The organism is Nostoc sp. EspVER01, assembly GCF_034530635.1.
GTDB lineage: Bacteria > Cyanobacteriota > Cyanobacteriia > Cyanobacteriales > Nostocaceae > Nostoc.
In genome coordinates, this window is record NZ_JAVRCS010000055.1 from 1 (window position 1) to 25311 (window position 25311).

A 25311-nucleotide genomic window follows, 5' to 3' on the forward strand; every position below is an offset into this window, starting at 1 on the left:
TCCCGCCCAGAACTGAAGTTCAGGGCTGATAGCGAAACTCCACTGAAAGTGGACTTGGGCTATGAGACTCGGAATTCATTCCGAGGCGGGATCAAAACACAGTGCGAGATTCATTAATAAAGAAAGATATAGACTTGTGTGTACACCGTAGGCTCTTCGGGAGTGGAGACAAAGCGTAGCTTTGGCGGGGGTGGGGTTCTTCCGGTTTAATAAGCAATCAAGCGGACATGATATGAGTAATTTATTTCTGTATTTATAGATATTCATAGAGCTTTTATATAGAAAAGATTTTAATTTATCTTTCCTTTATAATTTCATCGGAAATTACAGTTAGATTATTGACGGAGAAACAGAAATCAGAAATACATTTTTCTCCCTTGAAGTGCATCCTCTTCATCTCGCAAAAGTCAAATAATCATATCCCTACAAATCTCCGAGGTAATTGCATGAAAGCGGTGATTTTGGCTGGAGGTCTTGGTACACGCCTCAGTGAAGAAACCAGTATTAGACCCAAGCCGATGGTTGAGATTGGTGGTAAACCAATTCTCTGGCACATAATGAAAACATATTCTGCCCACGGCATTAATGATTTCATCATTTGTTGCGGTTATAAAGGTTACATCATTAAAGAGTATTTTGCTAACTACTTCTTACACATGTCAGATGTTACCTTTGACATGCGCTTTAACCAGATGAACGTGCATTCTGGTTATGCTGAACCCTGGCGTGTCACCTTAGTAAATACGGGTGATAATACAATGACAGGCGGACGCTTAAAGCGAATCAGCGAACATCTTGGTAATGAGACTTTTTGCTTTACCTATGGTGATGGTGTAAGTAATATTAATATCACCGAGCTAGTTAAGTTTCACAAAGAACAAAATAGCTTAGGAACACTCACAGCCGTTCAACCAGCCGGACGTTTTGGTGCTATTTCTTTAGGATATGAGCAAACTAAAATCACCAGCTTTCGGGAAAAACCCGAAGGTGATGGAGCTTGGATTAATGGCGGTTATTTTGTGTTAGAACCAGAAGTCATCAACTTAATTGCTGATGACTCTACGGTATGGGAGCAAGAACCATTAGAAAAGCTAGCTGATATGGAACAGCTATCTGCTTTTAAACATGATGGTTTTTGGCAACCGATGGATACTTTACGCGATAAAAACTATCTCGAAGGGCTGTGGAAAAATAACCAAGCTCCTTGGAAGGTATGGTAAGGAGAGCAGGGGAGCAAAGGAGTAGAGGAGCAGAGGAGAATAATTAATAACCAATCCCCAATGCCCAATGCCCAATGACTTTATAGATTTACTGTAATTTGAAGTGCGATAATACTAATGTATGATTTTGCGATTATCGGTGGGGGAATAGTTGGACTCTCGACAGCGTTGGCTTTAGGAAAACGCTATCCTAATGCCCGGATTTTAGTACTAGAAAAAGAGAGTCAATGGGCATTTCACCAAACTGGCAATAATAGCGGGGTAATTCATTCTGGTATTTACTACAAGCCAGGGAGTTTCAAAGCTAAATTTTGTCGTGATGGTTCTCGTTCAATGGTAGAATTCTGCCAAGAGCATGGAATTGACCATGAAGTTTGTGGTAAGGTAATTGTTGCAACTGAAGAACAAGAGCTACCACGCTTAGAAAATCTCTACCAACGCGGCTTAGACAATGGCATAGAAGTCCAGAGAATTAGCCCCGAAGAAGTCAAGGAAATTGAACCTCACGTCAGATGTGTAGGTGGAATTCGCGTATCCTCAACTGGTATTGTTAATTACAAGCAAGTTTGTTTAAAATATGCCCAGCTAATTCAACAGCAGGGTGGAGATTTACAACTGAATACAAAAGTCCTGAAAATCTCTCCAAGTGGTAAAAATCAGGTATTGGAAACAAACAAAGGTAGCTTTGCAACCCGCTTTGTAATTAATTGTACTGGATTGCATAGCGATCGCACCGCCAAACTAGGGCAAGTTGAACCCCAAGCCAAAATTGTGCCATTCCGGGGAGAATACTACGAACTCACCCCAGAAAAACGCCATTTAGTCAAAACACTAATCTATCCAGTTCCCAATCCAGATTTCCCCTTCCTGGGTGTCCACTTTACCCGGATGATTGATGGTAGCGTCCATGCAGGGCCAAACGCGGTTTTATCCCTCAAACGCGAAGGTTACAAAAAAACCGACTTTGACTTACGAGATTTTCTGGAAGTCATCACCTATCCCGGTTTCTGGAAGTTAGCAGCTAAACACGCTGATGAAGGCATTCAAGAAATCATTCGTTCTTTTAGCAAAGCAGCCTTCACCAAAAGTTTACAAAAACTAATTCCCGAAGTCCAAGCAGAAGACTTAGTTCCCACCCATGCAGGAGTCCGCGCTCAAGCCTTAATGAACGATGGCAAGCTTGTAGACGACTTTTTGATTGTTTCTGGTCAAAACTCCATTCATGTTTGCAATGCTCCTTCTCCGGCTGCTACATCTTCTCTAGAAATCGGCAAAGCGCTTGTGGCAGAAATTCCCCAACTTTCGCATCTAGAGAGTGTAGTTACTGCATAGATATCATAGTTATTACTTCCGGGCTGCTGAATAAAAGGATGAATCTTGTATAGTGGGCATCTTTTCCAGCCTGGAAATACAAGAGACGGGTAAGATACCCATCTCCCAAGAAAAAAGTGTAGTGCATCAATTAAGAACTGCTATAGAGTCCTGCTACCCAATGCTCTAGTCGGCAACTATGTAATGATTGTTAGCCGTAGACATAGCGCTTCTGGTTTTAGTCCAATGACCTAACCCCCAACCCCTTCCCTACAAGGGAATGGGAGTAAGATTCAAAGCCTCTCTCCTCTTAGGAGAGAGGTTTGGAGAGAGGTCAAGTTATTGCATACCAACGAAAAATATAGCGGTTCCCTCTTAGATGCAACACCCTATAGGGCGAATATCTGTGCGTCCCTACTAAACGAAAAATTTAACTCATCAATACAAAGGAATTAACCACAATGAAAATATTAGTAACTGGAACAGAAGGCTATTTAGGTTCGTTATTACCGCCTCTGTTAATCGAACGAGGACATGAAGTTATTGGTCTAGATACCGGCTTCTATAAAGTTGGTTGGCTGTACAACCCTAGTGGAGTCACACCCAAAACCCTTAACAAAGATATCCGCAACATCACCCCTGATGATTTGGAAGGTATTGAAGCCATAGTTCACATGGCGGAACTCTCCAACGACCCAGCCGGACAATTGGCACCTAATATTACCTACGAAATTAATCATGTAGGTTCAGTTCGTCTAGCTAGTCTGGCTAAGGCTATGGGTGTGCGTCGCTTCGTATATATGTCTTCGTGCAGTGTCTACGGTGTCGCTACCGCAGGTGATGTCACAGAAGAATCCGCAGTTAATCCCCAAACAGCCTACGCCGAATGTAAAACTCTCGTAGAAAGAGATGTCGCACCACTTGCTGACGATGACTTTTCTCCCACCTTTATGCGGAATGCGACAGCCTTTGGTGCTTCTCCCAGAATGCGCTTTGATATTGTTTTAAACAACTTAGCAGGGTTGGCATGGACTAGCAAAGAAATCAAAATGATTAGTGATGGCACACCTTGGCGGCCATTAGTCCACGCATTGGATATTTGCAAAGCAATAGTCTGCACCTTAGAAGCACCACGAGACATTGTACATAACCAAATCTTCAACGTGGGAGATACAGCAAATAACTATCGCGTTAAAGAAATCGCGGAAATTATTGCTGATGTTTTCCCAGATTGTAAATTGTCCTTTGGTAACAACGGCGCAGATAACCGCAGCTATCGCGTATCCTTCGAGAAAATCAACACAATCCTACCTGGATTTAAATGTGATTGGAATGCTCTACTTGGTGCCCAGCAGCTATTTGATTTATTCAGTCAAATACACATGGCTGAAGATACTTTCTTGTTTAGAGGATTTACTCGCTTAAAACAGCTAGAGTATCTAATTCGGACAGAGCAAATTGACAAAGATTTCTTCTGGAATAAAAAGTAGCTAAAGTCGCCTAGCCGCAACGGAAAAAGAATTTAAGCTTCCGAATCAAATAGTATTGATTCGGACTTATTCCATCCATCAAATTATTTGCAATCAGCGAGTTAAATTCTATGGCGCTCATCTCAGTATTAGGAAACGAGTTCGCCATCTGAAAGCTAAATAGATTGCCGTTGGGCTTCATCGCTATAGCTTGCAACCATTCATATATCAATTTATTAACTACTATTTTACCATGCAGAAATTACTGACCATTGCTATACCGACTTATAATCGTGCTGAATTACTGGATAAACAGTTAGCATGGTTAGCTCAAGCTATCAAAGGTTTTGAAGATGATTGTGAAATTTTAGTTTCTGATAATTGTTCAACAGACAATACTCAGGATGTGATTAAAAAATGGCAAATAATACTTAGCAGTATCCCATTTAAATCAAATAAAAATCCTCAAAATTTAGGCGTCGTCAAAAATATTATGTATTGCCTAAATTCTACTACAACAAAATATGTTTGGACGATTGGTGATGATGACCCAATTCAAGATAGAGCCATTGCTTATGTGATTAGCAAACTTAAGCAATATGAAGATTTATCATTGTTGTTTCTCAACTTTTCCGGTCGGAACCAAATTACTGGTGAACCAGTTCATCCACCAACAATTGTTGGTAATCGCTGGTTTGATATAGATAGTGAAGATGGTGATGGTGATGGGAAAGCTATATTTGAGCATTGTTTCTCAAAAAGTGTCGGTGCAGTCATTTTTCTGACTGCGACAATCTACCGCACTGATTTAGTGAAACGCGCTCTACAAAATTGGCAAGATGCTGAGAATAATTGGATATCCTTAGCATATTTAGCCGGGTATTGTGCCTCTAATGGTCGTGTAATTGTCACGAAAGAGACTTATTTGGAATGTGTTGTGGGTGTGAGTTATTGGCAGAAAGAACCAAAATCTGCACTTTTAATGCAATACAAACACATACCCGAAGTAATTTTGAAATTGGAGCAGAGTGGATATTCTAAGCAGTTTTGTCGGCGGATGCTTTTGCAAAACGGTAAAGAAGTCAACTTGAAAGTTTTCTTAGGTGCTTTAAGAAGATGGCCTATGTCTGCCATTCAGACAGTAGTCCCATTTTTGGCTTTAGTCGGTTTATGTGCTTTTGACGTGATGATTTCTAAAGAATTTAGTTTAGCCGAATCAAGTGAAATACCTGCTCAAGAAATACGGAGCTATAAGCCATAAGCTACTAAATTACTGATAAATCGACATTGAAACTATAAAGAGTTTACCGCATGTTTAATCTAATTAAACGCAAATTATCTACATTATCTGCTGACTTGGAATATTATGTAGCTCGTTGGAAGCATAGCAGAAATCTGCCAGCATTGGAAGGGTGCGATCGCAATATCCTGAAGACTCTTAAAAAAGACGGTGTTTATGTCACAACACTGGCAGATTTAGGCTTCAACTCTAGCTCCGAACTGCTCAAAGCCGCTTACCAGCAATTGTCTCAGATGGAAAATCCCAACAACGACCATCTAGACGAAAAGTTGCCACAAATTTACACAGTTACAGGTTTACCAGAGTTTTATGCCTGGGCAATGGAGAAAAGACTTCTCAATCTCATCGAAAATTATATTGGTCTGCCTATTGCTTTTCATGGTGTACATTTACGTAAAGATTTCCCTAGCAAACATCAGTTTGGCACACTGCTATGGCACAGCGATGCTGAAGACCGCCGCATTATCAAAATCTTTATTTACTTGAATGATGTAGAAGAAAAAACTGGGCCTTTTGAATACATTCCCCGCTCTTTAACTTCCTTGTTTAGTTGGAATTATATTCGGCTTTTCTACAAACTTTGGAAGTCAGGTTATATGGGTATCGATGATGAAGAAGTAAAACCAGTCATCCCCAAATCAGCTTGGAAATCCTGCCCAGGCCCAGCAGGTACAGTCATTATTGTAGATACGAAAAATGCTTTGCATCACGGCACAGTCCGCACAGAAGAACGCTCAACACTATTCTTTTGTTACACCGCCAACCCTCCTGAAAGACCAGAACTCTGTACCCAATACTGGGATGATACTTATCCCAGAGCAGAGTTAAGGCAGCAAGTCGAAAATAGCCGATAGCGTACTAAAGGTAGTCATGCCATGCTGATCAAGATTAAACGCAAAATATCTTCATTGGGATCTGAGTTAGTTTACAGATTAGCACTTTTGAAACATGCTGCTAATTTACCTGCACTAGAAGCAAGCGATCGCAAAATTATTGATGACCTTAAATGTGATGGTATTCATATTACCACACTTGCTGAATTGGGATTCGATTCAACACCAGAATTGCTCAAGGCAGCTTATGGTTATTCGTCTCAAATGGAATCTGGCAATCATGACGATTCAAAGGAAAAATTTCCCCAAGTTTACACAGTTACATATTTACCTGAATTTGCTACTTGGGGAAGCGAAAAAAGGCTCCTAAACATCATTGAAAACTACATTGGTCTGCCAATTATTTTTCATGGTGTACATCTCCGCAAGGATTTCCCTAACAGAAATCAGTTTGGTACACAACTATGGCATAAAGATGCAGAAGACCGCCGGATGATCAAAATCATTATTTATTTAAATGATGTTGAAGAAAAGCACGGGCCATTTGAATATATCCCAGCCTCTTTAACCTCTTTATTTAGATTAAACTATTACCGTACTTACTACAAGCTTTGGCAATCTGGTCATTTAGGAATCACCGATGAAGAGCTAAATGAAATTATCCCGAAAGAGGCTTGGAAATCTTGTACAGGATCAGCAGGGACAGTGATTATTGTCGATCCCAAAAAAGCCATACATCACGGTACATCACGCACAGAAGATAGGCTAACTCTATTCTCCTGCTACACTTCTACTTCTCCCGATCGTCCAGAAGTTTGTACTCAATATCGAGACAATACTTTTCCCCGACCAAAGTTAACTGAAACAGTCAGTAATAGCGCCATCTAATTCAGTTAAAGCAAGCTACTTGTTAATCTAAAAATAGGCTCAATACTATTCTTAATGAGATTTATAACAAGTTAAGTTTTGAAATTTGCCAAGTTTTGTTGTCGTCAATATTCCTATCGAGGTTATTCATTCATGATCTTCACTCAAACTGCCCTAAAAGACGCATTCATCATTGATTTAGAAGAAAAGCCAGACCACCGTGGTTTTTTCGCTCGGTCTTTCTGCGCTCAAGAATTTGCAGCACACGGATTAAAGCCGACAGTTGCCCAATGTAACCTGTCTTTTAATTACAAAAAAGGCACTATCCGGGGAATGCACTATCAAATTCTGCCAGCAGCAGAAACCAAATTAATTCGCTGTACTAAAGGCGCAATCTACGACGTAATTATTGATATGCGTCCTGAATCTCCCACTTTTCTATCACACATTGGTGTAGAGCTAACCCCAGAAAATCGCCGCGCTTTGTATGTTCCAGAAATGTTTGCTCATGGCTATCAAGCGCTCACCGATGAAACTGAAGTTGTATATCAAGTGGGTGAATTTTACACTCCAGGATATGAAAGAGGTTTACGCTATGACGACCCATTCTTTAACATTGATTGGCCTCTAGATGTGACTGAAATCTCCGAGAAAGATTTAAATTGGCCTTTGTTGAGAATGATGACTGTTGGCGTATAGACTATTTCTCTGTGCCAGGTGTTTTCCACACAACACACTGGCTCTTTTGTATGAGGTAAGGTACTTAATGTTTAGCTGTAAAAAATTATTAAGTGCAAAATTATCGAGAATTTGTAACACAACAAACAGTTCTAAAAAGGAGTTTAGTTCATGATTATTATCGATCGCGCCTTACGAGCCAGAGCAGCAGCAGGAAATCCTATCAAGGTGGGAATGATCGGTGCTGGTTTTATGGGTCGAGGAATTGCCAACCAAATTGTCAATTCAGTGCCAGGAATGGAGTTAGTTGCTATCTCTAATCGTCAGATTGGTGCAGCTAAACAAGCTTATTCGGAAGCAGGAATTGAAGATATCCAAGTTGTTGCAACTATCAGCGAATTAGAAGATGCGATCGCTAACGGTAAGTATGCAGTCACAGAGGACGCTAAGTTACTGTGTCAGGCTGAAGGCATCGATGCATTAATCGAAGTCACGGGTGCAGTGGAATTTGGCGCTGAGATCGTTATGGAAGCGATCGTCCACCGCAAACATGTGATTATGATGAATGCCGAACTCGATGGCACGATTGGCCCCATCCTGAAAGTGTATGCCGACAAAGCAGGCGTGATTCTCAGCGCTTGTGATGGCGATCAGCCAGGGGTGCAAATGAACCTTTATCGCTTTGTAAAAAGCATTGGTTTAACTCCCTTATTGTGCGGTAACATTAAAGGACTCCAAGACCCCTATCGCAATCCCACCACCCAGGAAGGATTTGCTAAACGTTGGGGTCAAAAGCCCCACATGGTGGCTAGCTTCGCCGACGGAAGCAAAATTTCCTTCGAGCAAGCGATCGTTGCCAATGCCACAGGCATGAAAGTCGCCAAACGGGGAATGTTGGGATATGACTTCAGCGGTCATGTCGATGAAATGACCCAGTTATATGATGTTGAACAACTCAAAGAACTAGGCGGCATCGTCGATTATGTAGTTGGAGCCAAACCAGGCCCAGGCGTATATGTATTTGCCACTCACGACGACCCCAAGCAACGCCACTATCTCAACTTATATAAATTAGGCGAAGGCCCACTTTACAGCTTCTATACTCCTTATCACCTCTGTCATTTTGAAGTTCCCTTGTCCGTAGCGCGTGCTGTTTTATTTGGTGATGCCGTTATGTCTCCACTAGCAGGCCCGCTAGTAGATGTTGTCACCACCGCCAAAATCGACCTGAAAGCAGGAGAAACCTTAGATGGCATCGGCTACTACATGACCTACGGACAATGTGAAAATTCCGATATCGTCCAACAGCAAAATCTTCTACCAATGGGTCTAGCTGAAGGGTGCCGCCTCAAACGAGATATTTCTAAAGATCAAGTCCTCACTTATGAGGATGTAGAATTACCTGAAGGCAGACTCTGCGACCAACTACGAACTGAGCAAAACAATTATTTTGCTCCAGAAAAAATCCTAGTAGCAGTTGGATAATATCGGTTCTCAAAACATTTGCCACAAATGAATTGGCTGTAGGGGTGTACAGCTGAGCTGTACACCCCTAATACTTTTCGGATAAGATCCCCCCGCCTGCGGCGACCCCCTTAAAAAGGGGGTAAAAATTACAAAAAGCCCCCCTCTTTTTAAGGGGGGTTGGGGGGATCTCCGAAGCCCCTATATGTTTGTCGCCAGAATTTCATCAAGAGGATAGAAAGCTATACTGCGGGACACTAAAGTTGTTGATAGTAACTTGCTGGGGAGCGTTTCAACAAACCCGATCGAAACTTTAGGTCAAATTTCATGAAAATTGCTCTCGTCCATGATTATTTAACCCAGCGAGGTGGGGCAGAGCGTGTGTTTGAACTGCTTTGTAAGCGCTATCCCGAAGCAGATATTTTCACATCTTTGTACGATCCCCAAAAAACTATCGATTTAGGCGATCGCATAGTTAATACAACCTTCTTGCAAAAGATTCCTGGTGCAGCAAAATATTTCAGGTCAATGGCTCCTCTATATTTTCCTGCCTTTCGTGCCTTGGATCTGCAAGACTACGATTTAATTATTAGTAGTAGCACCAGCTTCGCCAAAGCAGTGCGAAAAAATCCCAATGCTCACCACATTTGTTTTTGCCATAACGTTACCCGTTTCTTATGGGATACAGCAACTTATTTAAGAGAGTACGGGGACTATAGATATTTTGCTCCTTTAATCGAACAAGTATTTCAAGTCATGAGAAAGGTAGACTTGAAATATGCACAGGAACCTGACCTTTACATTGCTAATTCTAGTGTTGTTGCCCGCCGAATTGAAAAGATTTATGGCAAAAAGGCAATGATGGTGAACTATCCAATTGATACTAGTAAATTTGTTTTTTCTGATATAAAAGATGAATATTATCTGGCCTCCGCCCGGATGATCAGTTATAAGCGACTTGATATAATAGTCGAAGCTTTTAATTGGTTGGGGTGGCGGCTATTAATATCTGGTGACGGGCCAGAACTAGCACGGTTAAAATCCAAAGCATTACAAAATATTGTGTTCTTGGGACACGTAAGTGATAGAACCCGCAAAGACTTGTTTTCCAAAGCCAAGTCTATTATTGTCGCAGCTTTAGAAGATTATGGGTTAGTTCCAGTCGAGGCTAATGCAAGCGGTACACCAGTCATCGCTTATGGTGCAGGTGGAGTATTAGATACTCAAATACCAGGTGAAACAGGAGTCTTTTTCAAAAGACAAACACCCGAATCTCTCCAAGTTGCCTTACAAGAAGCCAACGGCATTTCTTGGGATTACGATCGCATCCGTAATCATGCTGTAGCAAACTTTTCAGAAAATGCATTCTTTGGCAAGGTTGAGCAAATTATCAATCAAGCTTGTGGCGCGCAGCAATTATTCATTTGATTTCTGAATCCCTTTCCACTATCAGATTACCTATTTATTTACCCTCTCCTCATTGGCTGTTTGTAAAAAATAGGTATTCTTCGGAATCTCTCTTAGCGTAAGTCTTGAAGACAAGGATATAAAAGTGGTTCAAAATAGTCTAAATCCTCATCTAGCTCCAGCTTCTGAAAGCGAACCAAGTTACGGGCAAATGTTTGCCGTATTTGTGCGGCGATTTCCTTGGTTCTTAGCAGTATTAATTAGTTCTATTGCGATTGCTAGCATAGTAACTGTAAAGACAAAGCCTACTTATAAAAGTTCTATGCAACTGCTAGTAGAACCTAACTATCAAGGTAAAACCGAAGGTGGTGCGGCGGTAGACAATCAGTTTACTGACTCTAATGTGGTCATAGATACTGCCACTCAGCTTAACTTGATGCAAAGTTCGGGACTCATCCAAAAAGCAGTTGATAAACTTCAGTCTAATTATCCAGATATAACTTCAGCAGAAATTAAAGCTTCTTTGGTCTTAACTCAAATCAGGAGCAAAGAAGATAATGTCGCTACTAAAATATTTCAAGTTGAATACACAGCTGGAGATCCTGAAAAGACACAAAAAGTTCTAGATGCAATTCGACAAGTCTATCTGGAATATAACAAACAACAACAGACTTCGCGCTTACAAAAAGGTCTACAAATCATTAGGGAACAGTTAAGTAAAGCTAGTGAAGAAGTAAACGCATCTGAGACAAATTTACAAAGGTTTCGCAGAAATCAGAACTTAATCGATCCAGAGTCACAGGCCAAAGCGATTGAAACAGCTTTGAATAATCTTTCCCAAGAAAGACAGACAACTCGCGCTCAGTACGGGGAAGCTTTAGCACGCCAAAAATCTTTAGAAGAACAACTTAACCGTTCTCCCCAAAATGCTCTAGTTGCTTCTCGTTTGAGTCAGTCTACTCGCTACCAAGGCTTACTAAACGAAATCCAAAAAAGCGAGTTGGCACTAGCACAAGAACGCTTACGCTTTACAGATCAAACTCCGAGTGTGCAAAAGCTGAAAGAACAGCTTCAGGGTCAGAAGGAATTATTGCAACAAGAAGTAGGAAGAACTTTAGGTGGAAAATCTGCTAGTGCATTCACTTCTGGAGACTCTCTTCTTGAACGAGGACAACTCGGTGAAATTGATCTCAGCCTTGCTGGTCAGTTAGTAGAAACGCAGACAACTATAGTTGCTTTAACTGCTCGCGATCAAACTTTGGCTCAGAAAGAAAACGAGCTACGTTTGGAAATCAAACGCTTCCCGCCTCTGTTGGCTTATTACAATCGAATGCTACCGCAGTTGCAATTTAGTCGTGAAAGATTAGAGCAGCTTTTAAGAGCAGAACAACAATTACGGCAAGAACTTTCCAAGGGTGGATTTAATTGGGAAGTGGTAGAAGATCCTCAAAAAGGCGCACAATTAGGCCCCAATCTCCAACAGAATTTGCTGTTAGGTGCTGTGGTTGGCTTAATGTTAGGAGGTATTGCTGCCTTTATTCGCGAATCGGCTGATGATGCAGTTCACACCACTGCTGAGTTAGAGAAGCAAATGGCTATGCCGTTGTTGGGAACAACTCCCAAGTTACCACCAGCCAAACCCAGAGAATCAATGATCAAGTTGCCTTTTGGCAAGCCAGAAGTTCTCGCCCCCTGGACGATTCAGGTATTGCAATCTCCACCGCGTTGGGAATCACTGGATCTGATTTACAAAAACATTGAACTTTTAAATACTGTTACTAATTTAAAATCTTTGATGATTACCTCAGCTTTAGCCGATGAGGGTAAATCAGCTTTGGCGTTGGGTTTGGCAATGAGTGCTGCTCGTTTACACAAAAGAGTACTGCTGATTGATGCCAACTTACGCGATCCCAGTTTGCACCATCAACTGAATCTTCCTAATGAACAGGGACTTTCAACTTTATTGGCGAGTGATACAACTCTACCCAACCAAATTAGTCTTCAATATTCAGGTTCCGCCTACATCGATATTTTGACTGCTGGCCCCAAACCTGCCGATCCAGCTAATCTGTTGAGTTCCCCGCGGATGATGCAATTAATGGCAGCATTTGAGGAAAATTATGATTTGGTTTTGATAGATGCGCCCCCAGTTCTCGGTTTGGTGGATGCCATGCTTACTGCATCATCTTGTCGTAGTGTGATTATGGTGGCAAGCATTGGTATTGTGACACGAAGTCAGCTTAATCAAGCGACAGCTATGCTGAGTAAGTTAAATCTGATTGGGGTTGTAGCTAATGGGGTATCAAATAGTAGTAATTACGTACCTAATGTCAAGCAACAGCAATTGGCTCTACGCCAAGCTGTAGAAAAGTAGCTAGTATGGCTAGATGATAAATCCCCGACTTCTTAAAGAAGTCGGGGATTTTGCGTTTTGCATTTTTTCGATTCATGAATTGCCTCTGCGTTTTGATGAACCAAATTGAATTTTGTTGCTATCGGGAAGAATTCAGTATATTTATGCTATCTTTATGAGTTTTCAGAGAAATCACTGACTCTTTAAAGAATAAATAAAGAAGTTATTTGAGCGATCGCTATTTCTATAGAGTCTTATATTCTAGAGATTAAAGCACCTTCATAAAGGCTAGAAGACAAGAGCAGACTGGTTTTTCAAATCTATCGAGGCAATGAACACCTCAGCGTAATTCAACGTAGATATAGATTCATGGGTAATTTCCCTCTACACTTCTCTACTGTCAGTAGTTTCCGGAAAATCAAGATTTGCCCATGAATGTTAATAGTAGCGGTGATTGCTACCTATGTAATTAGTATCTGTCTAATTTGTAAATCTCTACATCAGCAGAATTCTACGCAATACGTACTTGGCTGAGTGGCAAATACTATTGCATATTTTTGCCCTCAATTCTCTCCAACTTTTTGGACTTACAACAAGATTCGGATTTGGGTCTTTGGCATTAATAGCCTTTGATAACGCCTCAGTAATTCACTCCTGTATAAACCCAAAGACATTATGACAACTTCAATAATTCCAACTCTAGAGAATTTATATGATGTAACCCAGTCACACCAAGATAATCGTGGGTACTGCACACTCCAGTGGCGGCGGGGTAAGTTGTTGGTGAAGCCGCTTGGAGGAATGAAACAACCATATCTGGCTTCATTAGATAATAAGCGATCGCTAGTAGAATGCTTACAACATTCTCCAGTAAGTTTGGTCAGCATAGATCCAAAATTGGGTGAGACTTTGCTCAAATTTTGGGCAGATGCATGTGAAGCAGCTCAAAAACCAATATTCTTAAGCATACCCGCTAGCAAAAAACTTCCTAACCAACCCTTGAGACAATTGCAGCGAGTAATTGATTGGATTGCTGCTTTCGTATTACTGCTATTAGTAAGTCCAGTCATGTTGGGATTGATTGTATTAATGCAGGTTTACTCGCCAGGACCACTTTTTTGTCATGAATGGCGTGTTGGGGAACGGGGTAAACTCTTTCAAGCGATGAGTTTTTGCAACCACAATAACACACCGCTAGGGCGTTGGATGGGTAAATACAATCTCGACAATCTGCCACAGTTATTTAACGTCCTACGGGGTGACATGAGTTTAACCGGATCTCGTTGTTGGACTTTGGAAGATGCAGTACAGCTAAATAAATTACCAGAAATTACAGCTTCCTGGGAAGTAGAGGCACAGTCTCATCTATTACATCTGGATAGCCAAACTCTGTAATTTATCGGTGCGGTAATTGATGATTTCATTTATCGCACTGAGGCTCAAACAAAAATTATTTATGTAGCATCCAATTCTAGATAATTAGTTTTCCAAACGCGATAAATCGCATCTCTACATCAGGGTTTTAGGCTTATCTGGACTGCATTAATCTATAGAGGTCTATCTACCTTGCCAAACTATTATGATAAAATTCATGAATTTACAGCTTCCTCAACCACTCAGTAATCTGCTGAAAGCTAGCAGCTTTTGGCAGGACAACTATTTGATATTGCGAGAATTTAAACACTTTCGCAAAATTGCAATTTTAGCTTTGGTTTTCTCAATTTTGGCGGCAACCTTTGAAGGTGTAAGTATTGGTTTCTTACTTTCCTTCTTGCAAAGCTTAACTAGCCCCAATGCTCAACCCGTCCAAACAGGAATAGAATGGTTCGATCTTTGGATTTTGGGAGCCAAGACATCAGCAATTAATCGTTTATATCGCGTATCTTTGCTGATTTTATTGAGTACTTGGTTACGTGCTACCTTCAATTATTTTTCTCAAGTCTATACTGAATTATCTCAACTACATCTTGCCGATCGCTTACGCAAGCAAATTTTTGAACAGTTACAATCCTTATCTCTAAGTTACTTTAGTAAAACTCGTTCTGGCGAACTAATTAACACAATTACTACAGAGATTGAAAGGATCAGACAAGGTTTTAGTGGCGGAGCTTTTTTAGTAACTAGAGGATTAACAACCTTTGTCTACTTAATATCAATGTTTTTGATATCATGGCAATTGACGATAATATCAGCATTGCTATTTACACTTTTAGGTGTGGGGTTGTCAAATCTGAATGCTAGAGTCAGGGAATCGAGTTTTGGCATGACAACTGCTAATGCTAATTTTACATCAACAGCCATAGAATTTATTAATGGTATCCGCACTGTTCATTCTTGTGGTACTCAAGAATTTGAGCGTCAGCGTTACTATAAAGCTAGCGATAAGGTAATAAGTAGTACAACAAAAGTTGTATTTACCTGGACACTTGTGAAGCCAATTGCCGAAGCAGTAGCGACTACGGTATTGATCGGAATGATTATTTTGGCATTCACTAGTCTTGTCACTAATGGAACGCTACAAGTTGCTTCTTTGCTAACCTTTTTCTTTGTACTATTTCGCTTTATCCCATTTGTTCAAGATATTAATGGCACGAGAGCATATCTTAGTACTTTACATGGTTCAGCAGACAATATTAAAAATCTGTTGAAAAGTGATGAAAAATATTACTTTCAAAATGGCAGAGTTCAGTTTAAGGGATTAAACAGATCAATAGATTTAGTATCTGTGGATTTTGGCTATGATGATGAAAATCTAGTGCTGCATAATATTACCCTGACCATTGAAAAGGGAAAGATGACAGCATTAGTCGGATCGTCTGGTGCTGGTAAAACAACTCTTGCTGATTTGATTCCCCGATTTTATAATGCTACAGATGGATATATTTACATTGATGAAATCGATATCAAGCAGTTTGAAATTAACTCTCTCCGTCGCAAAATAGCTGTTGTCAGTCAAGATACCTTCATCTTCAATACTAATGTTTGGCAAAATATTTCTTACGGGACTCCAGAGGCGACAAATGAGGAAATTCAAGAAGCCGCTAAACTAGCGAATGCACTAGAATTTATTTTGGAAATGCCCGAAGGTTTTGATACCCAATTAGGAGATCGGGGTGTTAGATTATCTGGAGGACAAAGACAGCGAATTGCTATTGCACGCGCTCTACTACGGAACCCAGAAATTTTGATTTTGGATGAAGCAACTAGTGCCTTAGATTCGTTATCTGAGCGCTTAATTCAAGATTCATTAGAAAAGCTATCTGTGGGTAAAACAGTAATTGCGATCGCTCATCGCCTTTCTACTATTTCTAAAGCAGATAAAGTTGTAGTTTTAGAACAGGGACGAATAGTAGAGCAAGGTAAGTATCAAGAATTATTGGAGCAAAAAGGCAAGCTTTGGAAATATCATCAAATGCAGTATGAACTAAGGCAGCCAGATTAGTAACAACATCCAATTACCAAAGTAATTACAACATATTCACGGCTGTACATCTCTACAGCCGTAAACCCCCAAATATGTATCAATAATTTTGCAAAATGCTAAAACAATAATATTTTAAACACTTATTATTCCTATAAATAAGTTATTAAAGTTAGTCCTATATCCTTAAAAGTAATAGAAAATATGTCTCAGGAAACCTTTGACAAAGACCTAATTTATCAATGTTCAAGTTTCGGTGTCGGTGGGAGTGGAGGTGTTGAAACTTATTTAGCCTCTCTATTTGAACATCGACCACCTGATGTTAGCGATCGCGTGATAAAATCACTTAAAAATATCGATCAAAGCCAGTTTAAACTGCTGCACATCCACAGTCCAGATTTGCTATTGCAGCTTACAGGCGAATGTCCTGCTATCTTCAGCGTTCATAATCACTCATTCTACTGTCCTAGCGGCACAAAGTATTTAGCAGAGCAACGGACAATCTGCGATCGCAACTTCTCTTATTTAGGATGTACCTGGGGTAAATTAGTCGATAAATGTGGTAGCCGTAGACCTTTAAGAACTATTAGAGAACTTCAAACCACTCATCAGTTTTTAGATGTCTTAAAAAGGCTAAAAATTACTTTCATTGCTAATAGCGAATATGTCCGACAAGAGTTAATTCAAAATGGTGTACCTCCTGAACAAACTATAACGCTACACTGTGGAATCTCTATACCAGAAACAGCAAGTTCAGCCCTCAGCTTGGAAGTACATCAAAATCATCGAATTTTGTTTGCTGGACGAATTGTTTCTGATAAAGGTCTGGAATGGTTACTCAAAACCTTAATACATACAGACCCAAAAATTCAACTTGATATTGCAGGTGAAGGTTGGGAACGACCACGGTTAGAAAAGTTAGCAAGCACACTCGGATTGAATAAGCGAATCACTTGGCATGGTTGGTGCGATTCGGATCAATTAGATAAACTTTATCAACAGTGTTTTGCAGTCATCTTTCCCAGTGTTTGGCCTGAACCGGCTGGTCTTGTAACCCTGGAAGCATACTCTCGTTGTCGACCTGTCATTGGTAGTGCAGTCGGAGGGATTCCAGAACATTTACGAGATGGAGAAACGGGTATTCTTGTTCAAAGCAATAATATCCAAAAGCTTGCTGATGCTATTAATGAATTGTCTAGAGATTATCAAAAAAGCCGATACATGGGTGAGCAAGGTCATACTCTATTGATGAAGGAATTTACAATGGCTGCTCATGTAAATAATCTCCGAACAATTTATGCAAAAACAATAGCTGAATTTCCTTCTCAAGCCAACAAACTATATAGTATCTCTCCAGTTAAATAATCTGAATTTGTTAAAAATATCAAGGGAAAAAATATGTCATTAGATCAAGAATGTCAACAACCTTTAGTCAGCGTTGTTATCCCCACCTATAATCGACCACATTATCTCAAGCAAGCGATCACAAGTGCAATAAAACAAACTTATCAAAATATTGAAATTATTATTTCTGATAATTGTAGTACAGAAAATCCTCAAGCAATTGTTGCATCTTTTGGTGATTCACGCATTAAATTTTGGCAGCATCCGCAAAATGTGGGGATGTTAGCTAATCAGCAGTATGGTTTCAATATGGCGCAAGGTAAATATGTTGCTAGTCTCCATGACGATGATATTTGGCATGAAGACTTTTTAGCAAAGCTTGTACCACCACTAGAAGCCAATTCTAATTTAATTCTCGCTTTTTGTGACCAATATATAATAGATGCTAATGGCATAATTAATCATGCTGGTACTGAAGAAAACACACGCGCTTACAAGCGAGATAAACTAGCAAAAGGAATTTATAAACCTTTTTCCAAAATTGGGTTAGTAGATAAAAGTATACCTACTGCTGCATCTTGCTTGATTCGCAATAATTTGGTGGATTGGTATAGTATTCCCTCAGAAGTTGCTGGGATGTGGGATTTATATTTAACCTATCTATTTTGTATATCTGGTTATGGCGTTTACTATTGTCCAGAAAGATTGACGCAGTATCGTGCCCATGAACAAACTGATACTATGCTCAGTGGTAGTCGAGATGTACAAGCAAAAATTCGCAAAGCGAAAAGCGAAATGTTTTGCTATCAAGTATTTATGGAAGATCCTCGGTTACAGGAATTTAGAACTCATTTTCAACAGAAATGGTTAGAAGCTAATACTACTTTGGGAATTGGTTTGCTACGAAGTGAACAGATAGCCGCAGCACGTCCTTATTTTTGGCAAGCGCTGAATCAACAAAAATTTAATGTGCGAACTATGGCAGCACTTAGTCTTAGTTTTACGCCGCGATTTTTAGCAAGTAAGTTAATAGGAATATCGAAATAAGGGAACTCCAAGAACTAAATTATCCAATATTGTGGGGTGGGCAACATGAGCGCCCAATAAACAAAGGCGGGCGAGACGCCCACCCCACAATAAATAATTGAATATTTTTATATTTGTAAGTCCCTAATATCTCAATATCTCTGAGTTGTTGAATAGACACCCCTTATAACGGAGGGGTGATTCAAGCTTTTTATCCTTAAGGAAGTAGTGTATGAAACTTTGTATTGTTACTCATAAAATCAAAAAAGGTGATGGTCAGGGACGGGTAAACTATGAGGTTGCTAAGGAAGCAATACGTCGTGGTCATCACTTGACATTATTAGCTAGTGAAGTCGCACCAGAACTAGAAGAGAATAACCAAGTTAATTGGATTAAAATTCCAGTTAAAGGTTATCCTACAGAATTTGTACGTAATTTCATCTTTGCCCAAAAAAGTGCAGATTGGTTGCGTAAACATCGCTCTGACATTGATTTAGTTAAAGTCAATGGAGCAATTAATCTGGCTGCGGCTGATGTAAATGCTGTACATTTTGTCCACAGTTCATGGTTGCGATCGCCTGTCCATATTTCTCGCAATCGCCGCGATTTATATGGTTTTTACCAGTGGCTATTTACGGCTTTTAATGCCCGTTGGGAAAAACAAGCTTTCCAAAAAGCACAGGTTGTGGTGGCTGTATCCGAAAAGGTAGCTCAAGAATTAGTCAACATTGGTGTACCACGTTCTCGAATTAAAGTAATTGTCAATGGTGTTGACTTAGAAGAGTTTACCCCTGGTGAAAGCGATCGCCAAAAATTAGGTTTACCGGAGAATGTCTCCTTAGCTCTGTTCGCTGGAGACATCCGCACACCCAGAAAGAATTTAGATACAGTACTACACGCCTTAGTGAAAGTTCCCAATTTACATTTGGCGGTAGTAGGTCATATCGAAGGTAGTCCTTTCCCACAACTAGCGGCATCCTTGGGGTTAAGCGATCGCGTGCATTTTGTCGGATTTCGCCGTGATATCCCCGAAATTATGCGGTCAGTAGATTTATTTATTTTTCCTTCCCGATATGAAGCTTGTAGCCTCGTATTGTTAGAAGCACTTTCTTCAGGACTACCAGTAATTACTGCCACAGCTACCGGGGGTGCAGAGTTGGTGACACCAGAATGTGGCATCGTCTTAACCGACTCAAATGATATCGAAGCTTTAGCTGTGGCGATGATGTCCTTGGTAAGTGTAGATATGCTCATGCAGCAAATGAGTCAAGCTGCTCGTTCTGTGGCAGAACAGCACAGCTGGACTACTATGGCACAAACTTATGTGGATTTATTCGAGGAGTTAAGCAAGAATGCGGAACACCGTTCTTATACCGACTTATCGCCGTCCACAAGACCTCTCACGCTGCCTTTTGGCGCTACAGAAGCAAACTAAACCAGTCGATCAGGTGATAGTGGTTGTCCGCGATACGGATGTAGAAACTTGGCAATTTCTGGCTCAATACACAGCGCACAACTTGCCACTGCATACCGTGAAAGTGACACAACAGGGGGTAGTAGCAGCTCTCAACGCCGGATTAGCAGCAGTGGAGGGCGATATTGTTTCCATTACTGATGATGATGCCGCGCCCCACCCCGATTGGTTAGAGCGGATTGCGGCTTACTTTACCTGTGATAGTCGCCTCGGCGGACTGGGAGGGCGTGATTGGATATACCACGGCAGCAAATTAGAAGACGAATCCCGCCCAGTAGTGGGACAGTTGCAGTGGTTTGGGCGAGTCATTGGCAACCATCACCTGGGAGTGGGAGAACCCCGCGAAGTCGATATTCTCAAGGGCGTGAACATGAGTTTTCGTACCCAAGCGATTGGACAACTGCGTTTTGACGAGCGGATGCGCGGTACTGGAGCGCAAGTACACTTTGAAATGGCATTCACCTTGGCATTAAAGCGGGCTGGTTGGAAGATAATTTACGATCCTAGCGTTGCTGTAGATCATTATCCGGCCCAACGTTTTGACGAAGATCAGCGAAATAACTTTAATGAAATTGCCTTTATTAATTTAGTCCATAATGAAACCTTAGTTTTACTAGAGCATTTACCATTTATCCGCCGGATTGCATTTTTGTTATGGGCAGTATTTGTGGGTACATGCGATAGTTTGGGCTTAGTACAATGGCTGAGATTTTTACCTAGCCAAGGGCAGTTGGCAGGGAAAAAGTTATTAGCATCTTGGCGTGGACGTTGGCAGGGATATAAACAATTCAAAATTCAGAATTCACAATTCAGAATGAGGCAGAGCCTCGAATGACTTCATTCCCAGGCTCTAGCCTGGGAACGAGTTGAACTTATTTATATGTACATCTAAAATTGAATGAATTCTAAGCAGATACTTTTCAATAGTTTTTTACAAGAAAACTATTCTCCCGAAGAGCGATCGCTACAGGGTTGGATGGCGATCGCAGGCTTTATATTACTAACTGTAGTTTGCTATTTTGGTGGTGTTACTGCCGCATTGCGCCTAATTTACCCGGCGACAGCTTTAGTAGTAGCCTTATTTTTATACTTGCGGCATCCCATTCTCTACATTGGCTTTACTTGGTGGATTTGGTTTCTCACGCCCTTAGCTACTCGCTTAGTTGACTATCGGGTAGGGTGGGATGCTAGCCGTCAAATGCTCATAGCACCCTATTTAGTGGTGTTTATTACCATAGCAACATTTTTGCGACACTTTCCCCGCGCTTCTCGCCAAGGGGGTTTGCCGTTTGTTTTGGCTTTTATCGGAGTGTTTTATGGCTTTCTCATCGGTCTTATTTACAACGCACCTATCCCTGTAGCACGCGGATTGATGGATTGGCTCAGTCCGATTATTTTCGCTTTTCACTTATTTATCAACTGGCGAGATTATCCCACCTATCGCCAGAACATTCAGCGAACATTTCTCTGGTCTGTGTTGATTTTAGGAACTTATGGCGTATATCAATTTGTGGTAGCTCCTGAGTGGGATAGGTACTGGCTCATACAATCAAAATTATTCATGAGTTCGGGAAACCCTGTACCTTTCGGGATGCGCGTCTGGAGTACATTACACTCAGTCGGCCCCTTTGGTTCGGTTATGCAAGCTGGGTTACTGTTGTTATTTACCAGTTCAGGAAACTTAATTTTTCCGGCTTCAGCTGTTGGTTACTTATCTTTTCTATTAACACAAGCACGTACTAATTGGGGAGGCTGGTTATTTGGAATAATTATGATTATGGGTTCAGTCAGAGCCAGAATTCAAATGCGCTTAATTACCATAATTGTGGTTATGGCTATTTGTGTTGTGCCATTGACAACTATCGAACCAATTGCTGGGGTGGTAGCAGCACGTTTTGAAACTTTTTCTAATATTCAAGAAGATGGCAGCTTTAAAGATAGATCGGGAACTTACGACAGAAATCTTGGTTTAGCCCTTTCTAATGCTCTAGGTAATGGCTTAGGAAATATTTGGAAGGTCAACGAAAAAACTGGTCAAATTGAAGTAGTGGTCATCGATAGTGGCATTTTAGATATGTTTTTCACCCTTGGTTGGTTTGGAGGCATATTTTATATGGGTGGATTAATCTTTTTGATTATTAGTGTTAGCAGCTATGGTGAAGGTCGTTTCGATAGTTTTGTCAGTGCTGCCCGCGCCATTGGGATCAGTTCTGCTTCACAGTTAGTTATCGGTAGCGGGATGTTGAGTGTGTCAGGGATGATTCTTTGGGGATTTTTAGCTATGGCTATGGCAGGACATAAATACTATAGCAATCCTCAGATGTTCTCCAATATTCCTAACTTTTCTAAGAAATCGAGAATCTCATAAATCTTTTGACATCCTCACCGCCGTGTTCGCCCTTGGCGTTCCCGTTCGCGCAGCGTCTCCGTCAGGAGAAGGGTACGCACTCTTAAGAAGGAGTAATGAGTAATGAGTAATAAGTAATAAGTAATAAGTAATAAGTAATGAGTAATGAGTAAATACCCATTTTTCATCCACTCATTACTCATTACTCCTTACTCATTACTTGAAAGCCGTGCTGGAAACACGGGGTTTTAAACCCATTTTTCTTACAACTTAAATAGGACTTTTATAGATGATGAAAGTAATTATTGTTATGCCACTGGCCGAGCAACGAGGCGGTGGTGAAATGATGCTTTGGGATTTGGTGCAGCAGGGACGTAATGCTGGTGTTGAGTGGCTGGTGATATTTTTAGAAGACGGCCCGATGGTCGAACAAGTAAAGTCTCTGGGTATTGATGCGCGAGTTGTGGAAAGTGGACGTTTACGCCAAATCCACCGTTTTATTGGCGCTGTTTTGCGGATTGCTGCGATCGCACGTCGCGAACGTGCAGATATAATTGTCAATTGGATGTGGATCACGCATATATCTGGAGGTTTGGCGGCAATGCTGGCGGGCTTACCTGCTGTGTGGTATCAACTAGAAGTACCTAGCGATAAAACTTGGTTGGTGCGACTCGCAACTTTAATTCCAGCGCGGGCAATTATTACCCTTTCGCAAGATGGCAAGCAAGCACAGGCAGAGATTTGGCCCCACAGACCAACACCTTTGGTTTATCCTGGTGTCGCATTAGACCGATTTGAGCCGAATGCTTTACCAACTCCAGAAGAAGCACGGCGAAAACTGGGCTTACCCTTACACGGGCCTTTGATTGGAATTGTGGGACGATTGCAACGATGGAAGGGAATGCACGTATTGGTGCAAGCAATGCCCAAAATTTTACAGAAGTATCCCGATGCCCATTGTGTTGTGGTTGGCGGTAAGCACGATTTGGAACCGGATTATGAGGACTTCTTGAAAGCCGAAATCACCGCTTTGGGTTTGAAAGACCAAGTAATTATGGCTGGACTACAGCGCAATATCCCGGAGTGGGTACAGGCGATGGATGTATTTGTTCATGCGTCGGATAAAGAGCCGTTTGGGATTGTGATTATTGAGGCGATGGCGCTGGGTAAACCTGTAATCGCCGGCAGTGCAGGGGGCCCGACAGAGATTATTACCGATGGCATGAATGGACTATTAACACCTTACGGCGATGCGGATAAATTAGCGATCGCAATTCTCCGCTATCTTGACGAGCAAGAATTTGCCCAGAGTGCGGGAATAGCTGCACGAGAACGCGCTCTCGATTTCTCAACGCAGAATTATGCCCAAAATTTTATTAGTGCAATTCGCTCTGTAATGCCTAGTAGTCTGTCCCAAAAGTTTTGAGAGGTTAGTGGTGTTCAGATCCCCGACTTCTTTAAGAAGTCGGGGATCTAGCAGCCCGACCACTAGTCCTTTATCGCAAAAGTTTTGATAGGTTTGTAGTAAGCACTTTAGTGCTTAAAAATTCAGGACTAAAGTCCTTACTACAAACGATTTTTAATTGGTATTACTTGCCTTTTACCGAATGTTGCACCAGCCAGCAATGTAAGCCCACCATTAACAGCGCCAATGGCAGCATCAACATTGGGATGATTTCTAAACTTGTCCAACTTGCAACCCAACCGGCTCCAGTCGGTATAATCGCAGCCCCTAAACTGGCGGCACTAGTGGCAATGCTAACAGCCGCAGGAACATGGGAATCTGGCAATCGTTGAGGAATTAACCAAATGGTTGCAGGAAAAATGGCTGCCAACCCAAAGCCAATCAACGGTAAGCTAATCCATTGATCTGGCAGTTGCCACCAAGCAAGCAACCCAATGATTACAAGACTGAGCGACATACTGATTGTGCGCACTGCTCCAAGCCGTTGCAAGAAATAACCTAAGATGAAACGTCCCAATGTCAATCCCACCCAGTAGGCACTAACGCTGTAACCAGCTATCAGCGTGGGAGTATGACGAGCGACAGACTGCACAGTGTATGCCCAGTTGCCGATACAGGCTTCAGTGCCAACATAAACTAGCAAAAGTAGCCCAGTTAGCAATACTATCGGAGTTTGCAGCGCTCTGCCCAGATTTTCTAACGCAGTTGTCTTTGAGGGCAATACCCTTACTGTCATTGGTGTGTAGTTGAAGATGATTACGCCCAACACGCTGACAATTAATAGGCTGACAATCCCGGCTAATACTCCATAAACTTGTCGCCAGTTCATGCCAACTGCCAACAAAGTAGTAGCGATCGCGGGTCCTGAAAGTGCGCCAATACCATAGAAAGCATGGAGCAAACCAATCAAATTGGCACTGCGGGAATCTTGCACAATGTAAGTGTTAATGCCTGCATCAATCAACCCAATGCCCAATCCCAACGCCGATCCTGCCGCAACCATGAGAAACCAGGAGGGTGAGATGGCATAAATTATCAGTGCCATCGTCAGCGCACCCGCAGCAATCAACAGCATTCGCGCTAACCCCAGCCGACTACTCACCAGACTACTAGTGACTGCTGCCAGAATGTAACCGCTAATTTGACTGAGAAACAGCAGGGTGACGGTTGCTGGAGTCAGGTTATAGGTAGAGAGAATGGAGGGCAGAAGAACTCCTAATCCTGCTTCAGCTATACCAATGGCAATAAAGGCATAAAAGGCGATCGCCGAACCTATCCACAGAGGCGGTAAGGTGCGTTGATAGTCTGTCATTGGCTGGAATGCTCCTGAAC

At 41.4% G+C, this 25311-nt stretch carries 19 protein-coding genes; 18 read left to right on the forward strand and 1 reads right to left on the reverse strand.

Going from position 1 to position 25311, the window contains the following annotated elements:
* Positions 1–446 precede the first annotated feature (446 nt).
* From rfbF to RMX69_RS27505, 18 genes are all read left to right on the forward strand, one after another.
* Positions 447–1220, forward strand: coding sequence for a glucose-1-phosphate cytidylyltransferase (gene rfbF, locus RMX69_RS27420; protein ID WP_069071195.1), 774 nt, complete (start codon positions 447–449; stop codon positions 1218–1220).
* Positions 1221–1337: 117 nt separating this feature from the next.
* A complete protein-coding gene (gene lhgO, locus RMX69_RS27425) occupies positions 1338–2552 on the forward strand; it encodes an L-2-hydroxyglutarate oxidase (RefSeq protein ID WP_289799159.1) in 1215 nt (404 codons plus the stop codon).
* 440 nt (positions 2553–2992) lie between these two features.
* A complete protein-coding gene (locus RMX69_RS27430; protein ID WP_322639298.1) occupies positions 2993–4021 on the forward strand; it encodes an SDR family oxidoreductase in 1029 nt (342 codons plus the stop codon).
* A gap of 232 nt (positions 4022–4253) precedes the next feature.
* A complete protein-coding gene (locus RMX69_RS27435) occupies positions 4254–5261 on the forward strand; it encodes a glycosyltransferase family 2 protein (protein ID WP_099101522.1) in 1008 nt (335 codons plus the stop codon).
* A 50-nt stretch (positions 5262–5311) separates the two neighbouring features.
* Positions 5312–6154, forward strand: a complete 843-nt coding sequence (locus RMX69_RS27440; RefSeq protein WP_322639299.1) for a phytanoyl-CoA dioxygenase — start codon at positions 5312–5314, stop codon at positions 6152–6154.
* A 21-nt stretch (positions 6155–6175) separates the two neighbouring features.
* Positions 6176–7021: a phytanoyl-CoA dioxygenase family protein gene (locus tag RMX69_RS27445; RefSeq protein ID WP_322639300.1), complete on the forward strand. Its 846-nt coding sequence runs from the start codon at positions 6176–6178 to the stop codon at positions 7019–7021.
* A gap of 132 nt (positions 7022–7153) precedes the next feature.
* Positions 7154–7699 (forward strand): dTDP-4-dehydrorhamnose 3,5-epimerase, encoded by a 546-nt coding sequence (gene rfbC, locus RMX69_RS27450; protein ID WP_322639301.1) that lies wholly within the window; start codon positions 7154–7156, stop codon positions 7697–7699.
* A gap of 150 nt (positions 7700–7849) precedes the next feature.
* The gene (locus RMX69_RS27455) at positions 7850–9163 is read left to right on the forward strand and encodes an NAD(P)H-dependent oxidoreductase (RefSeq protein WP_289799164.1); all 1314 of its coding nucleotides are present in this window, start codon (positions 7850–7852) and stop codon (positions 9161–9163) included.
* A 306-nt stretch (positions 9164–9469) separates the two neighbouring features.
* Positions 9470–10570, forward strand: a complete 1101-nt coding sequence (locus tag RMX69_RS27460; protein WP_322639302.1) for a glycosyltransferase — start codon at positions 9470–9472, stop codon at positions 10568–10570.
* A gap of 124 nt (positions 10571–10694) precedes the next feature.
* Entirely contained in the window at positions 10695–12923 is a 2229-nt protein-coding gene (locus tag RMX69_RS27465; RefSeq protein WP_322639303.1) for a polysaccharide biosynthesis tyrosine autokinase, read from the forward strand.
* Positions 12924–13577: 654 nt separating this feature from the next.
* Positions 13578–14297, forward strand: a complete 720-nt coding sequence (gene hepC / locus RMX69_RS27470) for a heterocyst development glycosyltransferase HepC (protein WP_322639304.1) — start codon at positions 13578–13580, stop codon at positions 14295–14297.
* A 196-nt stretch (positions 14298–14493) separates the two neighbouring features.
* Positions 14494–16344, forward strand: coding sequence for a heterocyst formation ABC transporter subunit HepA (gene hepA / locus RMX69_RS27475; RefSeq protein WP_322639305.1), 1851 nt, complete (start codon positions 14494–14496; stop codon positions 16342–16344).
* 183 nt (positions 16345–16527) lie between these two features.
* Entirely contained in the window at positions 16528–17688 is a 1161-nt protein-coding gene (locus tag RMX69_RS27480; protein WP_322639306.1) for a glycosyltransferase family 4 protein, read from the forward strand.
* A gap of 33 nt (positions 17689–17721) precedes the next feature.
* Positions 17722–18714: a glycosyltransferase family 2 protein gene (locus RMX69_RS27485; RefSeq protein WP_322639307.1), complete on the forward strand. Its 993-nt coding sequence runs from the start codon at positions 17722–17724 to the stop codon at positions 18712–18714.
* 211 nt (positions 18715–18925) lie between these two features.
* On the forward strand, positions 18926–20128 hold the full coding sequence (locus tag RMX69_RS27490; RefSeq protein WP_322639308.1) for a glycosyltransferase family 4 protein: 1203 nt from the start codon (positions 18926–18928) through the stop codon (positions 20126–20128).
* Positions 20046–21002, forward strand: a complete 957-nt coding sequence (locus RMX69_RS27495; RefSeq protein ID WP_322639309.1) for a glycosyltransferase family 2 protein — start codon at positions 20046–20048, stop codon at positions 21000–21002. Before RMX69_RS27490 ends, RMX69_RS27495 begins: the two co-directional genes overlap by 83 nt.
* A 63-nt stretch (positions 21003–21065) precedes the next feature.
* Entirely contained in the window at positions 21066–22535 is a 1470-nt protein-coding gene (locus tag RMX69_RS27500; protein ID WP_289799173.1) for an O-antigen ligase domain-containing protein, read from the forward strand.
* Positions 22536–22803: 268 nt separating this feature from the next.
* Entirely contained in the window at positions 22804–23940 is a 1137-nt protein-coding gene (locus RMX69_RS27505; protein WP_322639310.1) for a glycosyltransferase family 4 protein, read from the forward strand.
* A 163-nt stretch (positions 23941–24103) separates the two neighbouring features.
* Here the strand turns inward: RMX69_RS27505 and RMX69_RS27510 are convergent, their stop codons facing one another.
* Positions 24104–25291: an MFS transporter gene (locus RMX69_RS27510; RefSeq protein ID WP_322639311.1), complete on the reverse strand. Its 1188-nt coding sequence runs from the start codon at positions 25289–25291 to the stop codon at positions 24104–24106.
* Positions 25292–25311: the final 20 nt, after the last annotated feature.

Excerpts from the sequence above, each read along its gene's own strand:
- rfbF (WP_069071195.1), top strand. The coding sequence starts at position 447 with ATGAAAGCGGTGATTTTGGCTGGAGGTCTTGGTACACGCCTCAGTGAA.
- lhgO (WP_289799159.1), top strand. The coding sequence starts at position 1,338 with ATGTATGATTTTGCGATTATCGGTGGGGGAATAGTTGGACTCTCGACA.
- RMX69_RS27430 (WP_322639298.1), top strand. The coding sequence starts at position 2,993 with ATGAAAATATTAGTAACTGGAACAGAAGGCTATTTAGGTTCGTTATTA.
- RMX69_RS27435 (WP_099101522.1), top strand. The coding sequence starts at position 4,254 with ATGCAGAAATTACTGACCATTGCTATACCGACTTATAATCGTGCTGAA.
- RMX69_RS27440 (WP_322639299.1), top strand. The coding sequence starts at position 5,312 with ATGTTTAATCTAATTAAACGCAAATTATCTACATTATCTGCTGACTTG.
- RMX69_RS27445 (WP_322639300.1), top strand. The coding sequence starts at position 6,176 with ATGCTGATCAAGATTAAACGCAAAATATCTTCATTGGGATCTGAGTTA.
- rfbC (WP_322639301.1), top strand. The coding sequence starts at position 7,154 with ATGATCTTCACTCAAACTGCCCTAAAAGACGCATTCATCATTGATTTA.
- RMX69_RS27455 (WP_289799164.1), top strand. The coding sequence starts at position 7,850 with ATGATTATTATCGATCGCGCCTTACGAGCCAGAGCAGCAGCAGGAAAT.
- RMX69_RS27460 (WP_322639302.1), top strand. The coding sequence starts at position 9,470 with ATGAAAATTGCTCTCGTCCATGATTATTTAACCCAGCGAGGTGGGGCA.
- hepC (WP_322639304.1), top strand. The coding sequence starts at position 13,578 with ATGACAACTTCAATAATTCCAACTCTAGAGAATTTATATGATGTAACC.
- hepA (WP_322639305.1), top strand. The coding sequence starts at position 14,494 with ATGAATTTACAGCTTCCTCAACCACTCAGTAATCTGCTGAAAGCTAGC.
- RMX69_RS27480 (WP_322639306.1), top strand. The coding sequence starts at position 16,528 with ATGTCTCAGGAAACCTTTGACAAAGACCTAATTTATCAATGTTCAAGT.
- RMX69_RS27485 (WP_322639307.1), top strand. The coding sequence starts at position 17,722 with ATGTCATTAGATCAAGAATGTCAACAACCTTTAGTCAGCGTTGTTATC.
- RMX69_RS27490 (WP_322639308.1), top strand. The coding sequence starts at position 18,926 with ATGAAACTTTGTATTGTTACTCATAAAATCAAAAAAGGTGATGGTCAG.
- RMX69_RS27495 (WP_322639309.1), top strand. The coding sequence starts at position 20,046 with ATGCGGAACACCGTTCTTATACCGACTTATCGCCGTCCACAAGACCTC.
- RMX69_RS27500 (WP_289799173.1), top strand. The coding sequence starts at position 21,066 with ATGAATTCTAAGCAGATACTTTTCAATAGTTTTTTACAAGAAAACTAT.
- RMX69_RS27505 (WP_322639310.1), top strand. The coding sequence starts at position 22,804 with ATGATGAAAGTAATTATTGTTATGCCACTGGCCGAGCAACGAGGCGGT.
- RMX69_RS27510 (WP_322639311.1), bottom strand. The coding sequence starts at position 25,291 with ATGACAGACTATCAACGCACCTTACCGCCTCTGTGGATAGGTTCGGCG.